This is a genomic window from Butyrivibrio sp. MC2021 (genome assembly GCF_000621605.1).
GTDB lineage: Bacteria > Bacillota > Clostridia > Lachnospirales > Lachnospiraceae > Butyrivibrio.
The window spans coordinates 13,321-28,908 of sequence record NZ_JHXX01000018.1; the positions used below are offsets into that span (position 1 = coordinate 13,321).

Here is a 15,588-nt window from a genome sequence, read left to right on the forward strand (position 1 = left end):
ATATGGCTATTACACTTTACCTATACTTTACGGAGATAAGTTTGTAGGACGCATTGAGGCCATACCGGATCGCAAAGAAGGTATTCTGAAAGTCAAAGGACTCTGGTGGGAAGATGGAATCCGGCAGACGAAAAAGCTTAATGCTGCATTAGAGCGAACGCTTAAGAATTTTGCCAGATTCAATGATTGTCAAAGTGTGGAGATGATATGATGCACAATGAAATAACTGAAAAAGCAGTTCAATATATAAAGAAATTGTTCGAAGGAAATTCAGACGGGCACGATGCACAGCATACACTTCGAGTATACAAAAATGTGCAGCTGATATCGGAATCATATCCTGAAGCTGATTCCTTTATAACTGCTCTTGCAGCGTTATTGCATGATGCAGACAGACTTGATGCTATTGGCGCAATAGGAATTGCCAGAACCTTTGCTTATGGAGGAAAAGCAGGAAGGTCTCTGGATGATTCAGTGCAGCATTTTTATGATAAACTTCTTCTGCTCAAAGATGAGATGAATACTGAGGCTGCTAAGGAAATTGCCAGAATGAGACATGAATACATGGAAGGATTTCTGAAGGAATACTATGAAGAAATCAGGTGCGAGTAGATTGATCTTTTAATACAATAAAAATCTGGATAGAACATACAGAAAAAAACCTTGACTGACTCTGTCAAAAGGTGCATACTCATTCATTAGCATTTAGCGAAAGGAGTAAAAAATACTATGGATACAATTCAGATACTTAGAGATCTTGTGATAATAATTGTCAGCGCCAAGCTCTTCGGCCTGATTGCAAGGCGACTCCACGCCCCTCAGGTAGCAGGCGAAATAATTGCCGGGCTGATTATCGGTCCCACTCTGTTTGATCTTGTGGAAGCCGGTGATTTTCTTTCCGGTATGGCTGAAATTGGCGTAATCCTTTTGATGTTCAGTGCAGGCCTTGAAACAGATATAGATAAATTGAAGAAATCCGGTGTAAAGGCCACAATACTGGCATGTACCGGTGTTGCTGTGCCTCTTGTCCTTGGAGCCATACTTTATATGTCATTTTATGGCTTCGCCGCTCCCGGATCTATGGAATTTATTAAAGCTCTTTTCATAGGAACAATCCTTACTGCAACCTCCGTAAGCATTACTGTTCAGGTGTTAAAAGAGCTTGGAAAAATCTCTACAGATGTCGGTACAACAATAATGAGTGCCGCTATCATAGATGATGTGATTGGAATCGTTGTTCTTACTGCAGTTCTTGGACTTAAGGATCCAAGCGCCAATCTGATTACGGTTGTTATCAAGACGGTTGCTTTCTTTGTGCTTTCTTTTGTAGTAGGAATTGCCATTTTCAAGATTATGAAGAAAGTAGAAATAAAATGGCCTCATACCAGAAGAATCCCTATCCTGGGATTGGCTCTGGCTTTTGCGATGTCTTACGTTGCTGATAAATACTTTGGCGTTGCAGATATCACGGGCGCATACGTAGCCGGAATTATCTTAAGCTCCTTAGATAATTCCGAGTATATTGACAGAAAGATGGATATCAACTCATACATGATCTTTGGACCAGTATTCTTTGCAAGTGTTGGTCTTCAGACCAACTTAAAGACAGTTGATATGACAATTCTTGCATTCTCAGCAGCTTTTGTAATTGCTGGACTGCTTGGAAAAGTTGTGGGCTGTGGTCTAGTTGCAAAACTCCTTAAATATAACACTTCTGATGCGTTGAAGATTGGCGTAGGTATGATGACAAGAGGCGAAGTAGCCCTTATTGTGGCACAGCGTGGTCTTAAAGCTGAGATAATCGACAGCAGATACTTTACCGCTGTAATTCTCCTTATAATACTGAGTTCAATTCTGACACCAATAATACTTAAAGCAATTTATGCTTCGGATGAATCCAAAGAAAAAAAGCTGCAATAATCCCAGTCTGTGTATGGCTTAATCAGCATTTGCATTGGAAGTTCTACTCCTAATTGGCTTGATGATTTGGAACGATAAATCGGAAGTTATGATATGTGTGCTTGACACAAATACTCCTATATCGTAGTATGAAACTACGATATAGGAGTATTTAATTATGAAGACAAATGGTGGATTTCTTGTTACAAAAATAAAACAGCTGGGTGATCTGCAGCAGCTATATCTTGAGGCGCTTATTGAAGAGGAAGAACGAAGGAATAGGTATTGGTGATTAGGAGGTTTGTTGGGGATGCAGGGGAAATATTCGGTAATTACGCTGTGTGGGAGCACACGTTTTAAAGATCAGTTTCTGGAAGCCCAGAAGAAGCTGACGCTGGAAGGCAAAATAGTAATCAGTGTTGGATTGTTTGGCCATTCAGGGGATTCCGAAGTCTGGGAAAATATGGATGAAGGTACTCTTACCAAGACCAAGGAAATGCTGGACGATATCCATAAGCGCAAGATTGATATGTCTGACGAGATCTTTGTTATCAATGTCGGAGGCTATATCGGTGACAGTACCAGAAGTGAGATTGAGTATGCTTTGGCTCATGGAAAGAAGGTTAGGTATCTGGAGGAACAAAAGTAATGTGGGAAATGGATTATGAAAAAGCAGCATCAGTGTGGTTAGAAAAGGATAAGGAATCTGTCCACATGGAGGAAGATGTTCTTAAGGATAAGATTGATGAGTTTATAAAGGCACACAATACATGTGCATTGGCTGTCGCATCAGGTGATGGGACTTGCCAGCATGGTTGAGCCGTTCACCGAGGAATATCTGAAAATAATGGAGTATAAGAAGATTCCTGTGGAAGCAATGAAACAGCTTCCGATGCCTATGAATCTGATTAAGATTGCACCGGAGAGTTATGATCTGCTTGATTCAGATCTTAAGAAGGATGGCTTTGGAAACAGGCAGCATTTTGAAGTTTGAGCGGAGACGCTTTAACGAACAATAAACAAAAAGCAAGATTGGAGCTGGGGACCGTTCGTAGTTGCGAAGCAGCGAGTTACGGCCCCCGTATCCGACCGAACTAAGTCAGGTAAATTCTGACATGAACGGAGGTGGAGAAACAAATGGGAAGTATTTTGGACGTAGCAGACATTATCAAGAAGATCAATGGTAACAAAGAGCTCATGGCTCAGATTGCCAAGGCTGACCCCAAGGAAGGCGTTGCGCTTCTGAAGAAAGCCAACATTGATGTTAGTGAAGACGACATCAAGAAAGTTCAAGCTGCAGTAGCAGACGGTAAGCTTGACCTCGGAGATCTCAAGGATCTTGCAGGTGGATTGTTCAAGAAGTAATTAAGTGGTTTAAGCCGCGATTCCTACGGGGGTCGCGGCGAACTAATAAGCGCGAAAGGAAAGAGAAAAGCATGGAGTTTACAACAGATATTTTTAGTCAGTTTGATAAGAAATGGGCGCTTTTAACAGCAGGCGACAAAGAGAACTTTAACACTATGACAGTAGCTCTTTTACCATTTGGAGCAAAGGTTGTGAGAGTACATTACTAAGAACGGAGCGAGGAAGTAGATGTTTTTTATCATGGGAATTACAGATGGCAGGAAGGATTTTGATTTCAATCAGCTGATAACCTGCGCTATCTGTGGAAAGTATGGTAGATTCAATGTGTTCATGACATATACAGTGCTGTCTCTTTTCTTTATACCTACATTAAAGTGGAATAAGCATTACTACGTGCAGACCAGCTGCTGCGGAACTGTTTATGAGCTTGATCCGGAGATTGGTAAGATGATCGCAAGAGGCGAAGAAGTGGAGATTCTGCCAAGTCATCTGACTCAGGTAAGCGGCGGAAGAGGATTCACGACCGGTTATAAGAGATGCAGACAGTGTGGATACGAGACAACAGAGGACTTTGATTTTTGTCCTAAGTGCGGAACGAGGTTTTGAGGAGCTGGGATTATGCTGAGGCTGTTACCATAGGTGTGTTTGAGAACAATGACATTGCTCATGAATGCTACAAGAAGATTGGATTCAAGGATAAAGAGGTAACGGAAAAAGAGCCTTTTAATATTATTGAAATGGAACTGAAGAGGGAAGATTTTATACTACAAGGCTAATAGACAACTAAACTAACCGGTGTTATTATTCGATATATAAGAGAGAAGCGGAGCAGACAATAGAAGCTCCCGGAAAGGAAAAGAAAGAGACATGACAACAGTGAATCGCAATTATTGCCTCTATAGCGAAAGTTATGAATCATCACTCCAGAGCAAATCAGAGTGGATGTTTAATTTCATGCGCTCATTTAAGGATAGGCAAATGCGAGAAAATGTTGTTTTAGGCAGGGACCGGATGAAGTAATCCGGAGTAGAAGCTTATAGATAAACATGTTTGCGTACCGCTTACCTTAGATGAAAAGGCAGGCGGTTTTTCTTTTGCCTGAAAATATGCAGAGTTGGCTCAATTGGTACAGCAGCGGTCCTGAAAACCGCCATCCTGAAAGGGTATCTGGGTTCGAATCCCAGGCTCTTCGCTATAGATTCGTGGTGTAATTGGATGCGTGGCCTCCGGGGGAGGCCGAGCTACGCATTCGGAGGACGCGAAGCGACGACGGACGCCAGCCTCTCAAGCTGGAGATGTCGGGTTCAAGCCCCGCAGGAGCTATTATGGGTGGGTATGCCTAGAAGCGAGGGCAAGAGTCTGTAAAACTCCCACATTAGAAACACCGCAGGTGCAATTCCTGCTCCACCCACTTAAATATGCCGTGGTGGCCGAGTGGTAAGGCACCTGATTGCTAATCAGCGGTTTCCTTCACGGGAAGATAGGTTCGATCCCTATTCACGGCGTTGTGTCATCTGATGACACTATACAAATAGGTCCGATACGCATATCAGGCAGATTATGAAGCTGGATGATCCCTTTGAAAGATTCTTTTATGAGTTTGAATGTATTCAAGGAGCATGGAGTATAAGTGAGCTTTTGAAAACCTGACTTCTATCGTAATAGGAGCTATGGTGCTTTTAATCGGCTTCGGAATTGGGTATTGCATTTACAGCTATAGATACCAGGAAATCATTATCTTCCTTGTTGTAGGAATGATAATGATGGCAGGAATGTTTGCAGTAACTGTTGTTGAGGATATTTGCGATACGCTTGCTGAAAAGATAAGCGACTTATGAGAACAAGTTCAATATGTCAGAAAAATGGCCGTTTGACAGTGCAATTACTGTTAAATGGCTCTTTTTCTGTTATAGTAAAAATAAAGGCTGTTCTAATTAGATATGTGAACAATATTTTGTTTGAGAAAAATTAACTTCAGTAAAACGTACTATGGAGGAGAGGCATAAAATATAATGATACGAGAAGTGAAAAAAGAGGATCTTGAAGCACTTTTGGAACTGTATCTATATTTACATGAAGACAGCATTCCAAAGCAGGATGAACATCTTGAAAAAACATGGAATCAGATTGTTGAAGATCCGAATCACCATCTAATTGTAAATGAGATTGATGGTCAGATTGTATCTTCCTGTGTTTGTGTGATCATCCCGAATTTGACAAGAAATGTAAGACCATATGCTTTTGTTGAGAATGTGGTAACACACGTGGATTTCAGAGGGAACGGATATGCAGGTGAATGTCTGGACTATGCACGGAAGATTGCTGAGAAGGAAAACTGCTACAAATTGATGCTGCTGACTGGATCAAAGAAGCCTGAGACTCTGCATTTCTATGAGAAGGCTGGGTATAACAGCAGTGATAAGACGGCTTTCATACAGTGGATCTGATAAGAGCTTATATGATGATGGGTGAATATGTCCTTTATTATCGAGGCAAGGTGTTTGGCGGTATCTATGATGACCGCTTTCTGGTGAAGCTTACAAAAACTGCTATAGCTATGATGCCTGATGCGGAGCTGGAACTTCCGTATGAAGGAGCAAAAGAAATGATCCTTTAGGGTTGACATCAATTGAATACAAAACAGATGTAGAACCGAGAAAACAAGAGATTATAGATTTCTGCAAGAATATCTAAATATCTTTTTATATAATGCAGCAGGTTAGGAGTTATATATTTCATGAAAACTATCATTTTCACAATGGGAACAAGAGGAGATATCCAACCGTACATATATCTTGCAAGGGCTCTTAAGAAAAACGGACATGATGTAAAACTCGGTTCTCATCCCTGTTGGAGAAAACTTATTGAAGAATCGGGTATTTCCTTTCTTTCCGTCGGACCTGATATTGATATAGAGATGGAAGCAGCTGTTATCAGAGGTAAAAGTTCAAATGCCGTCCTTAGCATGCTTAAGACAATGAATTTCATATTTAAGATCATTCAGAATTCAACGAATGAAATATATGAGGCATGCAAAGGAAATGATCTTATCATAGTAAGTCACAGTCAGATGGGAGCAGTTGAAGCGGAGGCCTTGAATATTCCCACAGTAAACGTGACTTTGCAGACTGAAATGATCCCCGAAAAGAAAAAGCCGCAGACATTTATTAATAAGCTTATCGGGGGCTTGATCGGTAAACAGATAAACAAGCCATATAACAAGATCAGAAAGGTTTATGGTCTTAAAGCGATGAGAGTCGGTGATTCCCTGATGTCTCAAAAACTCGACCTGATCCCCATAAGTAAATTTGTTGTGACAAGAAGCCCATATTGGGAAGACCAGCATATTTTGACAGGCTATTGGTTTGAAGAAGAGGAGGTATATTCGCCAAGTGAGGAATTAACAGCCTTTCTTAAAAGTGGTGAAAAGCCTGTTCTGCTCGCACTCGGCGCAATGTCATTCGAAGATAAAGCAGAAACGGATAAACTGGATATGTTTGTCAAAGCATTTCAAAAGGCGGGATGCAGGGCAATCGTACAAGGGTTTCAAAAATCACTTGAAGAGTATAAACTTCCGGAAACAATGATGTCTGTTGGGAGTGTTCCTCACAGCTGGCTCTTCAAACAGTGCAGCTTCGTGATTCATCACTGTGGTTTTGGAACATCTGCTGCAACCATGATCTATGGAATACCGTCTATACCGGTTCCTCATGTGCTGGACCAGATGGGATTTGCAATGCAGCTTAGAAATTTAAATGTGGCCACGGAACCATTGAAAGCAAAGGAGCTGACTGAAGAAAATATCTATAATTCCATTGTTCAAATGCAAGATACGTATGATGAAAAAAGCAAAAATGCAATGGAAATATCTGATAAGATCAGGACTGAGGGTGGATTGTCTGAAGCAGTACAATTAATTGAAAGTGTTATATGATTTATCTTCCAGATAATTTATTATTGAAAACAACACTTTTTTGAAATTGTGTTGTTCAGTTTAACATTCCTCCTAGGTAGAATGAAGCAATGGCTGGAGGCCGAATGTCTTGAAAAAACAGATGAGATAGCAGGAGTGATCACAAAATGCATACGACCATATATAGAAGCGGATTGACCGTACCATCCGTAAGCGGCATATGAAGCGGCTGATCCAAAAAATAGATAGTACTGAAGTGGGACACAGGATTCTTAGGGATCCTGTATTGGCTGTTCATAACAGCAAATATGAGCATGGGATGGAATGCCGTATATGCGATTTTTAACGGGGTAATGGGAATCATATACCATTCATTCTGGTTTGTTTCAATGTTTGCTTATTACATGGTTTTGTCCGTAATGCGATTTATAGTTGTTTCTTCGAAATACAAAAAGCTGCGAAGGTCAGAATCAAGAATGATGAAAATGATCGGCGGAGGCATGATCTTTCTGGCTATCGTGGTATCGGGTATTGTGTGCATGGGCATAGCTGAAAAACATAACCCCAAATATCATATCATTATAATGATCACTATCGCTGCATATACATTTTACATTGTTATCCTGGCTATAATAAGCTTTGTAAAAGCTCAAAAAAGGAAAAATCCATCAATGATAATGCTAAGAAATATATCCATGGCTTGTGCTATTGTGGCACTATTGTCACTGGAACGATCCATGCTCGGCACATTCGGAGATGCAGGTGATAGGTTCTCGATGACAATGACGATCATATCCGGTGCAGTTGCAGTTCTGCTTGTTGTTGTAATCGGTGTTTCTATGCTTATACAAGCAGGACGAGTTGAGGAGAAAATTCTACCGGATAGTAAATAAAAATCGGAATATAACGTAGCTTGAAAAATCGAGATTTGTGGGGATGAGTGATGAAGCATAATTTCTGAATGATACATGATATATGGAGGCAAAGCAGAAGATGTAAAAAGAATTAGAAATACTACAGGAATGTCACAAAAAACCTTTGCAAGTTATATGGGAGTATCAGATAAAACGGTTGAAGCATGGGAATCTGGTACTAATCATCCATCTGGAGCTGCTAGCAGAATACTAAATATGATGGAGATTGACAAGGATTTGGTGATTAAGTTTCCTTTTGTTAGTAATGTGCAAGATAAAAAGGCCCTTCGGTGAAAATGATTACTAAAGCCATTTGGAGGCAGGTTGACATGCTTCTAAATGGTTTTTGTAATTTTCTGGCAAAAAAGTATTGACCATCACGTTACGTTATGGTTTAAGGTATAGTTACACGTGAAGGAGATGAAAGCTATGATGACAGTAAATGATGTTAGTAAAATGACGGGAGTGAGTATACGCACACTGCATTATTACGACGAGATTGGACTCTTAAAGCCGGCGAAATACACCGATTCTGACTACAGGCTGTATGACGATGCAGCTCTGGAAAAGTTGCAGCAGATTTTACTGTTCAGGGAGCTGGAATTTCCGCTAAAAGATATAAAGGAAATAGTTAACAGATCTGACTTTGACAAGACAAAAGCACTGGAACAGCAGATAGAACTTCTGGAACTTAAGAAGGAGCACATTGAGAATCTGCTGAACATGTGCAAATACCTAAAAGTGAGAGGAGTGAGGAAATTGAATTTTTCAGCATTTGATACAAGTAAGCTTGATGAATACGCAAAAAAGGCTAAAGAACAGTGGGGAGATACTCCTGCTTATAAAGAATATGCCGAAAAAAGCAAGAACTGGACAAAAGAATATGAAAGCGGACTGATGGCTGATTTTACCAAACTTTTTGAAGAGTTTGGTACTATGAAGGAAATGGATCCGGCATCCGAAGAGGTTCAGGCTCAGGTAAAGAAAGTACAGGATTTCATTACGGAGAATATGTACACATGCACTGATGATATTCTTTATGGCCTTGGAACAGGCTATGTAGGTGGCGGAGAGTTGACCCAGAATATTGAAAAGATGGGCGGTGAAGGAACTTCAGAGTTTATCTTCCAGGCAATTAAGATCTATTGCGGAAAATGATCACAACAAAACACGATTTTGAAGTCATCTGGCGGATAAAATACCGTCAGGTGGCTTTTTTTCTTTTATAAAAACAGATATAGTAGAAGATAAGTATTTTGAAAAAAAGAGCCGATTTTGGACTAGAGTCAGACAATATGAGTCTTGGAGCTGAAGAGCAGAAAAAAGAATGTGCTGAAAGAGTTGGATGCTTATGAGGACGAAGCGGGGTTCGTGCTGAAAATAGTGGATATAGATGAGGCTATTGCGACTAATGCAGCGTATTCTAGTGAAGATTATTTCAATGAAATCATGATCAAAAGAGATAGAAGAATGCTTGAAATGGTAAAGCAGGAGTTGGGATGGAAATAAGGATTGCAGACAAACAAGATATTGATCTCATGATGAGCAGCAGACTGGAAATGTTAAAAGAAGTTAATTCTCTTGAAGCAGATTACCGGTATTCTGAGAGTTTTGTAGAGGAAAGCAGGAGATACTTCCTTGAGGGAGATCAGACTTGATGCAACAGAGGCGGGGAGGCCCCTTTATAAAAAATGTGGCTTTGAAGACTCGGAAGAATGCATGGTTTTGGTAAAAGAGAAATGAACAATCCCTGGGAAGAGATAAAACTTGATGATTATGAAAAGCATATGAGCCTGGACTCTGTAAAGCAGCTGCAGACCATTAACAAAATGATGAAAGAGCAGTTTGATGCTTATCAAGTAAACACGGCAATGATTTTTGGCATAGCCGGTGGCAATGGATTAGAACATGTCAACAAAGAAAAGTATCAGATTGTTTATGGCGTAGATATAAATAAAGAGTACCTTGAAGCTGTCTCTGGACGCTATACAGACTTGTCAGGCGTATTGCAGTGCCTTCAGGTTGATCTTATAAAAGATACATCAAAGCTGCCTAATGCACAGCTACTAATTGCAAATCTGCTAATAGAATACATTGGATATCAGAAGATACTGGAGGAGACAGAGTCTCTTCCTAACGGAAAAGCTTTATTAAGAATTGATTTCAAAAAAGGAAAAGAACGAACCTATGGCATCAACTAAAGAGTACCTGGATTTCATATTAGAACAGCTCTCTGAGCTGGATGGTTTTCATGATGGAGCAATTATCGTTTTTTGAGGAAAAACACAATGATCCACGGCCTCCGCTGGCACTTAACTGGAATCTGTGGCATGGATGCACCAGAGCAAGTACAGGGTGCCTACATTGTTATGTTTACCGGAGAGATGAGTCCATAGGAAAGGACCCTACAGTCCTTCATAAGACAGATAACTTTAATCTCCCAATACGAAAACTAAGGTCAGGACAGTATAAGGGCATGTATAAGGTTCCATGCGGGTCACACATTTATACATGTTTTTCTTCAGATTTCTTTCATCCCGATGCAGATGGATGGAGAAAAGATGCCTGGGAAATGATGCATGAGCGTTCAGATTGTACATTCTTTATGATTACTAAAAGACCTGAGCGTATTGCAGATCATCTCCCCGCAGGATGGGGGAACGGATGGGGGCATGTTACGATAGCCGTTACCTGTGAGAATCAGGATATGCTGGATAAGAGACTTCCGGTTTATCTGGATCTTCCATTGTTCCATCATGCCGTGATGATAGAACCTATGCTGACTGAGGTGGATTTGAGTCCATATATCGAAAAATACAGGACTTCCGATGGGCGACCGCTCATCGAGGAGGTTTCCGTAGGTGGAGAGTCAGGAGCAAATGCAAGGGTCTGCGATTATAAATGGGTAGAGAAGGTATGGTTACAGTGTAAAGAGAACGGAATCTCATTTTATTATCACCAGACAGGAGCAAAACTGATTAAGGATGGGAAGCTTTATAACATCCCAAGAAAGCTACAGCATATCCAGGCGCATAAAGCTGGATTGGATTTATAACTTTCTAGATAATGAAATAAGCAAATCGAGATTGAAGAGGTGAAGCCATGGCATGGAAATGTCCGAAATGCGGCAGAGAGTTCAGCAGACAAAACCAGGACCATTACTGTGTGAAACCGCAGAATATTGATGAATACATTGCTGCCCAGGATGAGAAATATAAGCCCAGATTAATGGAGATCCGGGAGATCCTTCGTGATGCACTGCCGGACGCGGAGGAACGGATCTCCTGGTCGATGCCCACTTATTGGAAAGGTCGTAATATCATTCATTTCGCAGCATCAAAGAAACATCTGGGCATTTATCCTGGTGATGAGGCTACAGCTGTATTTACGGAGGAACTCTCCGATTATGACGTAAGCAAGGGCACGATACGGATCCCCTATGATCAGCCTTTACCGGAAGCACTGATCATAAGGATCGCAAAATGGTGCTTTGAGAACTATTCCAAATAAGGTGTAAAGATGGTATGCCTAAGTCTTAATCCGGGGATGGAGTGTGCAGATCCACCCTATGAATTCTGCGAATATCTTGATGGAGAGTATAAGGAAACTGATATCCGCATCAGGCATAACGAAGCTGTAAAAGCGATCGGAAAAGAAAATGATCACATTAAGTTCAAAACACTGCCAGAGTCAAAGGTTCTGAGCATCTATCATAAGGGCTCTTATGCTAATATCGGTGAAGCTTATGCATTTCTTATGAAATATGCAGACCAGAACGGATATACAGTAGCAGGTCTTGCCAGAGAGTGTTATATTGACGGAATCTGGAATAAAGAATCTGAGGAAGAATGGCTGACTGAGATCCAGCTTCCGATTGAAGACGTTACAAAATGAATAGAAGATATTACGGATCTGAAGCTGCAGAACTGGCCAACGAAAAGGGGCTGTCTTACTTGTCGGTTACTACACTGTCAGAATATTTAGGAATCAGGAAGCCTTCATTGTACAATCACATGAAGACCATAGAAGATATGCACAGAAGTCTTATGATATATGGGTGGCAAACTGTATCGGAAGATGTTGTCAGAGGAATTGATTCTTCAGATGAAAAAGCAAATCTATTTGAGTACGGAAAAAAGTTCTATAAGTTTGCAATGGAGAATATGGAAGAGAAAAGCTTAGGGGTTTAGGCTATAACTGGACAACTGATACGATTGAATATGTCATCGGGCTTAAATCCGGCGACATAGATAATGCAAACTGTTCTGTGGTTTTGCCGAATTCAGGATGGATTGCCATAAAAGGAAAAACAGCAGAATTAGATATAATCTATCAGGAAATCTACGCCGATGGGGTTCTTACATATGAGATTGAAACTTTTACCGATGAAGGCGAATGTGAGATTTTATATTATAGATAGTTTTCAATTTTGACGAAGGTGCCGGAGGTAAAGTTTCATGTGTGAAGAGCGTAAGTGGAAAAAGGATATACATAAGTCTGTTGGAGAACTAACTGATTTTTATAAAAATGGGATTAACTGCTATCTGATGATGAAAAGAAGAGGGTAAAGATATGAGTCTACAATTTGTAAAAGCAAGCACTTCTGATGCTTTGACACTTAATGGAATATCTAAAAGAGCCTTTGATAGCGATGTTCAGGTTGGAGCACCTTCAGCTGGTGGGCCACCTGGATATATGTCTGTTTCTTATCACACAAAGATGGCCAGAACAAATCATTTGTATAAGCTCACGGACAATGGACTAATTGTTGGTGGTGCGATTCTATTTTTGGAAAAAGACAAGTTGAACATCGGAAGGATCTTTGTAAGCCCGGAGCATTTTCGCAAAGGTTATGGAGTCTACATGATGCAGGAAATTGAGACAATGTTTTCAAATGTAAAGGAATTTGTATTAGATACACCCATTTGGAATGTCAGAACAAACGCCTTTTATACCAAGCTGGGATATGTGGAAGTGAGTCGGGATAATGAATTCATTTATTATATTAAGAAATGTGAGTGATCAGGTGATAATAGGCTATGTTTATTGCTGACAATAAACAAAACGTATTGGAAAGATTTGATGTTTCTGTTTATCATTTAAGATGAGGTGATCAGGATGATAAACGCTAAGGTAAAAGAATTTTTGGATATAAAAGGATTGGGAGACAGGCTGACAGAGCATTCTGAGACGATTGATACAGTTGAACATGCTGCACAGCAGATAGGATGTACGGAGCCTGAGATTGCCAAGACGCTGTCATTTATTGTTGAGGAAAAGCCGGTCATAGTTGTTATGGCAGGTGATGGCAAGGTAAACAGCTCCAAGTTCAAATCTGTTTTCCATACAAAGCCCCATATGATCCCAAGGGACCAGGTGGAGGATATAACTGGATTTCAGCCGGGAGGAGTGTGCCCGTTTGCAGTTCCTGCAGGGATTCCGATATGGCTTGATGTATCGATGAAACGATTTGAATACGTCCATCCAGCTGGAGGTAATGAGTTTACGTCGGTTAAGATATCTCCCGGTGAGCTTGAAGAAATTACCGGAACTCAGGGCTGGTGTGATGTTTGCAAAGGATGGGAAGAGGAGGACTAAAAGTTGGAATTTAAAGATGTAGTAAAGAACCGCTATTCATGTAAGAAGTACAGTGAGAGAAAGGTGGACAGAGCAAGACTCAACGAGATCCTTGAAGCAGGTCGCCTTGCTTCTACAGCCAAGAATCTTCAGGAGCATCATATCTATGTCGTTGAGTCAGAAGAGAATCTGGCCAAGATCGATAAGGCAACTCCTTGTCGCTACGGCGCTCCAACAGTACTTGTTGTAGCTTTTGATAAGAATAATGTATTCACATACCCGGGTGGCAAAAGAGATTCCGGTATTGAAGATGCTTCTATTGTAGCAACACATCTTATGCTTGCTGCAGCAAACGAAGGCGTAGACAGCTGTTGGCTAAATTTCTTTGATCCTGATGCACTTGCAAGTGATCTTCATCTTCCAGAGAATGAGGAGATCCTGATGATTCTTGATCTTGGCTATGCTGCAGAAGGAGCGGGGCCACTTGATAATCACTACAGCAGAAAAGAACAGCCAGAGACAGTAAGTTATATTTAAAACATAAGTGCCATGTTTCGGTTTCAAATTACCGTCACATGGCATTTTTTATTGCCCGGGAATATAGTAAAATTGTTAATGGATGCGTTGATGATATTAGCTTGGAGGACATGATTATGAGCAGAAAAGATTTTGGAGCAAAACCTTTTAGTTATCCACAGCCAGTGTGGATCATTGGAACATATGATGAGAATGGAAACTGTTGTAGAAGGGACTTGTGATACACTTACAGAGAAGATAAGCGACTTATGAAAATAGGTTCAATATGTCAGAAAAATTGCCGTTTGACAGTATAATTTACTGTTAAATGGCTCTTTTTCTGTTATAGTAAAAATATGTTTTTTATCGGAGGGTGTAGGTGAAGGTTGTTCTTATTAGGCATGGTAAAGTGAATTTTAGATGGAAATCTTGGTACACATCTGACCAGTTCGACGAAGCATGCGTGCTGTATGACAAGGCTCCTATCATGAAGTTAAGCTATTCTATACCTGATGCGAAGTATTCCAGCTATTACATAAGTGCCTTGTCGAGAACTGGGGAAACAGCTCAGAGTATCTTTGGTGAGCAGGACTATATTTCTACAGATCTGATTAACGAAGTCCCATTATCAGCAAGTTTATATATCAGAGTTAAATTACCATTACTGTTTTGGAATACCTCAGGCAGGATTCAATGGTATTTCAATAACAGCAGGCAGAAGGAAAGAAGGCTGCAGACAGAGAAAAGGGCTATGCAGTTTGTGAAGATGCTTATGGAAAAGAATGAGGACTGCGTGGTGGTAACACATGGATTTTTCATGCATACGCTTGTGGCTGAGCTTAAAAGAATGAATTTTAGCATTGATAATAAATCGCTAAAATATGCAAATGGCGAATGTGTGATAGCAAGATTATAAATTTTCATGGGAGAAGAAAAATACGGAGCATTGAAGATAACACTTTTGATGTGGTAATCTGCCATAATGTTCTTGAATATGTTGATGACATGAGTGGTGTGCTAACACAGCTGATAAGAGTGCTGAAGCCAGGCGGGATTTTATCGATAGTAAAACATAATGAATATGGTAAGGCCTTCGCGTATGCTGTATTAAACGACAACCCCGCAGCGGCATTAGATGTCCTGAATAAGTGCACTGAAGAAAGTGCTTTTGGAAACAGAAATGTGTATAGCAACGAGTATCTTGCTGATTTCTTTGCTGATGATGCAGAGCTAAAAGATGTTTATGGTATAAGGACGTTTTTTGGATTGTCATCAAATAATGAGATCAAATTCAACGAAGAATGGTATAGAGGCATGCTTGAACTGGAAACAAAGGCCGGAGTAATTGATGAGTATGTGAAGGTCGCTTTTTATAATCACCTGATATTTAAAAAGAAATAAAGC

28 protein-coding genes, 3 tRNA genes and 1 pseudogene are annotated in these 15,588 nt (G+C 40.4%); all 32 read left to right on the top strand.

What is annotated here, in order from left to right:
* The first annotated feature begins 22 nt into the window (after nucleotides 1-22).
* The 32 genes and pseudogenes from T359_RS23380 (at nucleotide 23) to T359_RS20770 (ending at nucleotide 15,585) form a co-directional block, all read left to right on the top strand.
* Complete coding sequence (locus T359_RS23380) at nucleotides 23-211, top strand: hypothetical protein (RefSeq protein ID WP_242839115.1); 189 nt, start codon at nucleotides 23-25, stop codon at nucleotides 209-211.
* On the top strand, nucleotides 208-612 hold the full coding sequence (locus T359_RS0115915; protein WP_330370200.1) for an HD domain-containing protein: 405 nt from the start codon (nucleotides 208-210) through the stop codon (nucleotides 610-612). The genes T359_RS23380 and T359_RS0115915 overlap by 4 nt, the downstream gene beginning before the upstream one ends.
* A gap of 117 nt (nucleotides 613-729) precedes the next feature.
* Nucleotides 730-1,920 carry a cation:proton antiporter gene (locus T359_RS0115920; protein ID WP_026518328.1) on the top strand — a complete coding sequence of 397 codons (1,191 nt, stop codon included), beginning with the start codon at nucleotides 730-732 and terminating at the stop codon, nucleotides 1,918-1,920.
* A gap of 289 nt (nucleotides 1,921-2,209) precedes the next feature.
* The gene (locus tag T359_RS0115930) at nucleotides 2,210-2,548 is read left to right on the top strand and encodes a hypothetical protein (RefSeq protein WP_026518329.1); all 339 of its coding nucleotides are present in this window, start codon (nucleotides 2,210-2,212) and stop codon (nucleotides 2,546-2,548) included.
* Nucleotides 2,548-2,718, top strand: a complete 171-nt coding sequence (locus T359_RS23095) for a pyridoxamine 5'-phosphate oxidase family protein (protein WP_242839110.1) — start codon at nucleotides 2,548-2,550, stop codon at nucleotides 2,716-2,718. Before T359_RS0115930 ends, T359_RS23095 begins: the two co-directional genes overlap by 1 nt.
* The gene (locus T359_RS23100; protein ID WP_026518330.1) at nucleotides 2,711-2,893 is read left to right on the top strand and encodes a hypothetical protein; all 183 of its coding nucleotides are present in this window, start codon (nucleotides 2,711-2,713) and stop codon (nucleotides 2,891-2,893) included. Before T359_RS23095 ends, T359_RS23100 begins: the two co-directional genes overlap by 8 nt.
* A 143-nt stretch (nucleotides 2,894-3,036) precedes the next feature.
* Entirely contained in the window at nucleotides 3,037-3,264 is a 228-nt protein-coding gene (locus tag T359_RS0115945) for a hypothetical protein (protein ID WP_013282103.1), read from the top strand.
* A gap of 71 nt (nucleotides 3,265-3,335) precedes the next feature.
* Nucleotides 3,336-3,473, top strand: coding sequence for a hypothetical protein (locus T359_RS22565; protein WP_155840149.1), 138 nt, complete (start codon nucleotides 3,336-3,338; stop codon nucleotides 3,471-3,473).
* 19 nt (nucleotides 3,474-3,492) lie between these two features.
* Complete coding sequence (locus tag T359_RS0115955; RefSeq protein WP_026518331.1) at nucleotides 3,493-3,870, top strand: zinc ribbon domain-containing protein; 378 nt, start codon at nucleotides 3,493-3,495, stop codon at nucleotides 3,868-3,870.
* Complete coding sequence (locus T359_RS22570; protein ID WP_155840150.1) at nucleotides 3,867-4,040, top strand: hypothetical protein; 174 nt, start codon at nucleotides 3,867-3,869, stop codon at nucleotides 4,038-4,040. The genes T359_RS0115955 and T359_RS22570 overlap by 4 nt, the downstream gene beginning before the upstream one ends.
* A gap of 332 nt (nucleotides 4,041-4,372) precedes the next feature.
* Nucleotides 4,373-4,456 (top strand) — tRNA-Ser (locus T359_RS0115965).
* A 135-nt stretch (nucleotides 4,457-4,591) separates the two neighbouring features.
* Nucleotides 4,592-4,675 (top strand) — tRNA-Tyr (locus T359_RS22575).
* A 9-nt stretch (nucleotides 4,676-4,684) separates the two neighbouring features.
* Nucleotides 4,685-4,769, top strand: a tRNA-Ser gene (locus T359_RS0115970).
* A gap of 165 nt (nucleotides 4,770-4,934) precedes the next feature.
* Complete coding sequence (locus tag T359_RS22580) at nucleotides 4,935-5,102, top strand: hypothetical protein (protein WP_155840151.1); 168 nt, start codon at nucleotides 4,935-4,937, stop codon at nucleotides 5,100-5,102.
* Between the two features lie 174 nt (nucleotides 5,103-5,276).
* Nucleotides 5,277-5,711 carry a GNAT family N-acetyltransferase gene (locus T359_RS0115980; protein ID WP_026518332.1) on the top strand — a complete coding sequence of 145 codons (435 nt, stop codon included), beginning with the start codon at nucleotides 5,277-5,279 and terminating at the stop codon, nucleotides 5,709-5,711.
* A 14-nt stretch (nucleotides 5,712-5,725) separates the two neighbouring features.
* Nucleotides 5,726-5,878, top strand: a pseudogene (locus T359_RS20750) (TfoX/Sxy family protein); the annotation flags it as partial.
* Between the two features lie 123 nt (nucleotides 5,879-6,001).
* Entirely contained in the window at nucleotides 6,002-7,198 is a 1,197-nt protein-coding gene (locus tag T359_RS0115990) for a glycosyltransferase (protein WP_026518333.1), read from the top strand.
* Nucleotides 7,199-7,653: 455 nt separating this feature from the next.
* A complete protein-coding gene (locus T359_RS0115995) occupies nucleotides 7,654-8,070 on the top strand; it encodes a hypothetical protein (RefSeq protein WP_155840153.1) in 417 nt (138 codons plus the stop codon).
* 75 nt (nucleotides 8,071-8,145) lie between these two features.
* Entirely contained in the window at nucleotides 8,146-8,385 is a 240-nt protein-coding gene (locus T359_RS20755) for a helix-turn-helix domain-containing protein (protein WP_081795625.1), read from the top strand.
* A gap of 135 nt (nucleotides 8,386-8,520) precedes the next feature.
* Complete coding sequence (locus tag T359_RS0116005) at nucleotides 8,521-9,249, top strand: MerR family transcriptional regulator (RefSeq protein ID WP_026518335.1); 729 nt, start codon at nucleotides 8,521-8,523, stop codon at nucleotides 9,247-9,249.
* 171 nt (nucleotides 9,250-9,420) lie between these two features.
* On the top strand, nucleotides 9,421-9,600 hold the full coding sequence (locus tag T359_RS0116010; RefSeq protein ID WP_155840154.1) for a hypothetical protein: 180 nt from the start codon (nucleotides 9,421-9,423) through the stop codon (nucleotides 9,598-9,600).
* A complete protein-coding gene (locus T359_RS22265; RefSeq protein ID WP_242839111.1) occupies nucleotides 9,591-9,749 on the top strand; it encodes a hypothetical protein in 159 nt (52 codons plus the stop codon). The genes T359_RS0116010 and T359_RS22265 overlap by 10 nt, the downstream gene beginning before the upstream one ends.
* A gap of 57 nt (nucleotides 9,750-9,806) precedes the next feature.
* Nucleotides 9,807-10,292 carry a hypothetical protein gene (locus tag T359_RS0116025; RefSeq protein ID WP_242839112.1) on the top strand — a complete coding sequence of 162 codons (486 nt, stop codon included), beginning with the start codon at nucleotides 9,807-9,809 and terminating at the stop codon, nucleotides 10,290-10,292.
* Between the two features lie 50 nt (nucleotides 10,293-10,342).
* Nucleotides 10,343-11,146, top strand: a complete 804-nt coding sequence (locus T359_RS0116030) for a DUF5131 family protein (RefSeq protein WP_242839113.1) — start codon at nucleotides 10,343-10,345, stop codon at nucleotides 11,144-11,146.
* 47 nt (nucleotides 11,147-11,193) lie between these two features.
* Complete coding sequence (locus T359_RS0116035) at nucleotides 11,194-11,601, top strand: iron chaperone (RefSeq protein WP_022762558.1); 408 nt, start codon at nucleotides 11,194-11,196, stop codon at nucleotides 11,599-11,601.
* 9 nt (nucleotides 11,602-11,610) lie between these two features.
* A complete protein-coding gene (locus tag T359_RS20760; RefSeq protein WP_051545544.1) occupies nucleotides 11,611-11,985 on the top strand; it encodes a GyrI-like domain-containing protein in 375 nt (124 codons plus the stop codon).
* Entirely contained in the window at nucleotides 11,982-12,281 is a 300-nt protein-coding gene (locus T359_RS20765) for a TetR/AcrR family transcriptional regulator (RefSeq protein ID WP_051545547.1), read from the top strand. The genes T359_RS20760 and T359_RS20765 overlap by 4 nt, the downstream gene beginning before the upstream one ends.
* A 382-nt stretch (nucleotides 12,282-12,663) precedes the next feature.
* Entirely contained in the window at nucleotides 12,664-13,113 is a 450-nt protein-coding gene (locus T359_RS0116055; protein WP_026518339.1) for a GNAT family N-acetyltransferase, read from the top strand.
* A gap of 96 nt (nucleotides 13,114-13,209) precedes the next feature.
* Nucleotides 13,210-13,689 carry a YbaK/EbsC family protein gene (locus tag T359_RS0116060; protein WP_026518340.1) on the top strand — a complete coding sequence of 160 codons (480 nt, stop codon included), beginning with the start codon at nucleotides 13,210-13,212 and terminating at the stop codon, nucleotides 13,687-13,689.
* Nucleotides 13,690-13,692: 3 nt separating this feature from the next.
* Nucleotides 13,693-14,205: a nitroreductase family protein gene (locus tag T359_RS0116065; RefSeq protein ID WP_026518341.1), complete on the top strand. Its 513-nt coding sequence runs from the start codon at nucleotides 13,693-13,695 to the stop codon at nucleotides 14,203-14,205.
* A 358-nt stretch (nucleotides 14,206-14,563) separates the two neighbouring features.
* A complete protein-coding gene (locus tag T359_RS0116070; RefSeq protein ID WP_026518342.1) occupies nucleotides 14,564-15,100 on the top strand; it encodes a histidine phosphatase family protein in 537 nt (178 codons plus the stop codon).
* A complete protein-coding gene (locus T359_RS20770) occupies nucleotides 15,079-15,585 on the top strand; it encodes a class I SAM-dependent methyltransferase (RefSeq protein ID WP_051545549.1) in 507 nt (168 codons plus the stop codon). The genes T359_RS0116070 and T359_RS20770 overlap by 22 nt, the downstream gene beginning before the upstream one ends.
* Nucleotides 15,586-15,588: the final 3 nt, after the last annotated feature.

What these genes read in the sequence shown, in the direction of transcription:
- T359_RS0115920 (WP_026518328.1), top strand. Translation starts at nt 730, where the DNA reads ATGGATACAATTCAGATACTTAGAGATCTTGTGATAATAATTGTCAGC.
- T359_RS20760 (WP_051545544.1), top strand. Translation starts at nt 11,611, where the DNA reads ATGGTATGCCTAAGTCTTAATCCGGGGATGGAGTGTGCAGATCCACCC.
- T359_RS22565 (WP_155840149.1), top strand. Translation starts at nt 3,336, where the DNA reads ATGGAGTTTACAACAGATATTTTTAGTCAGTTTGATAAGAAATGGGCG.
- T359_RS0116025 (WP_242839112.1), top strand. Translation starts at nt 9,807, where the DNA reads ATGCATGGTTTTGGTAAAAGAGAAATGAACAATCCCTGGGAAGAGATA.
- T359_RS0116035 (WP_022762558.1), top strand. Translation starts at nt 11,194, where the DNA reads ATGGCATGGAAATGTCCGAAATGCGGCAGAGAGTTCAGCAGACAAAAC.
- T359_RS22265 (WP_242839111.1), top strand. Translation starts at nt 9,591, where the DNA reads ATGGAAATAAGGATTGCAGACAAACAAGATATTGATCTCATGATGAGC.
- T359_RS0116005 (WP_026518335.1), top strand. Translation starts at nt 8,521, where the DNA reads ATGATGACAGTAAATGATGTTAGTAAAATGACGGGAGTGAGTATACGC.
- T359_RS0115995 (WP_155840153.1), top strand. Translation starts at nt 7,654, where the DNA reads ATGATGAAAATGATCGGCGGAGGCATGATCTTTCTGGCTATCGTGGTA.
- T359_RS0116055 (WP_026518339.1), top strand. Translation starts at nt 12,664, where the DNA reads ATGAGTCTACAATTTGTAAAAGCAAGCACTTCTGATGCTTTGACACTT.
- T359_RS0115945 (WP_013282103.1), top strand. Translation starts at nt 3,037, where the DNA reads ATGGGAAGTATTTTGGACGTAGCAGACATTATCAAGAAGATCAATGGT.
- T359_RS20765 (WP_051545547.1), top strand. Translation starts at nt 11,982, where the DNA reads ATGAATAGAAGATATTACGGATCTGAAGCTGCAGAACTGGCCAACGAA.
- T359_RS22580 (WP_155840151.1), top strand. Translation starts at nt 4,935, where the DNA reads ATGGTGCTTTTAATCGGCTTCGGAATTGGGTATTGCATTTACAGCTAT.
- T359_RS0115930 (WP_026518329.1), top strand. Translation starts at nt 2,210, where the DNA reads ATGCAGGGGAAATATTCGGTAATTACGCTGTGTGGGAGCACACGTTTT.
- T359_RS0115980 (WP_026518332.1), top strand. Translation starts at nt 5,277, where the DNA reads ATGATACGAGAAGTGAAAAAAGAGGATCTTGAAGCACTTTTGGAACTG.
- T359_RS23095 (WP_242839110.1), top strand. Translation starts at nt 2,548, where the DNA reads ATGTGGGAAATGGATTATGAAAAAGCAGCATCAGTGTGGTTAGAAAAG.
- T359_RS0115955 (WP_026518331.1), top strand. Translation starts at nt 3,493, where the DNA reads ATGTTTTTTATCATGGGAATTACAGATGGCAGGAAGGATTTTGATTTC.
- T359_RS23100 (WP_026518330.1), top strand. Translation starts at nt 2,711, where the DNA reads ATGGTTGAGCCGTTCACCGAGGAATATCTGAAAATAATGGAGTATAAG.
- T359_RS0115990 (WP_026518333.1), top strand. Translation starts at nt 6,002, where the DNA reads ATGAAAACTATCATTTTCACAATGGGAACAAGAGGAGATATCCAACCG.
- T359_RS0116060 (WP_026518340.1), top strand. Translation starts at nt 13,210, where the DNA reads ATGATAAACGCTAAGGTAAAAGAATTTTTGGATATAAAAGGATTGGGA.
- T359_RS20770 (WP_051545549.1), top strand. Translation starts at nt 15,079, where the DNA reads ATGTGTGATAGCAAGATTATAAATTTTCATGGGAGAAGAAAAATACGG.
- T359_RS20755 (WP_081795625.1), top strand. Translation starts at nt 8,146, where the DNA reads ATGATATATGGAGGCAAAGCAGAAGATGTAAAAAGAATTAGAAATACT.
- T359_RS0115915 (WP_330370200.1), top strand. Translation starts at nt 208, where the DNA reads ATGATGCACAATGAAATAACTGAAAAAGCAGTTCAATATATAAAGAAA.
- T359_RS0116030 (WP_242839113.1), top strand. Translation starts at nt 10,343, where the DNA reads ATGATGGAGCAATTATCGTTTTTTGAGGAAAAACACAATGATCCACGG.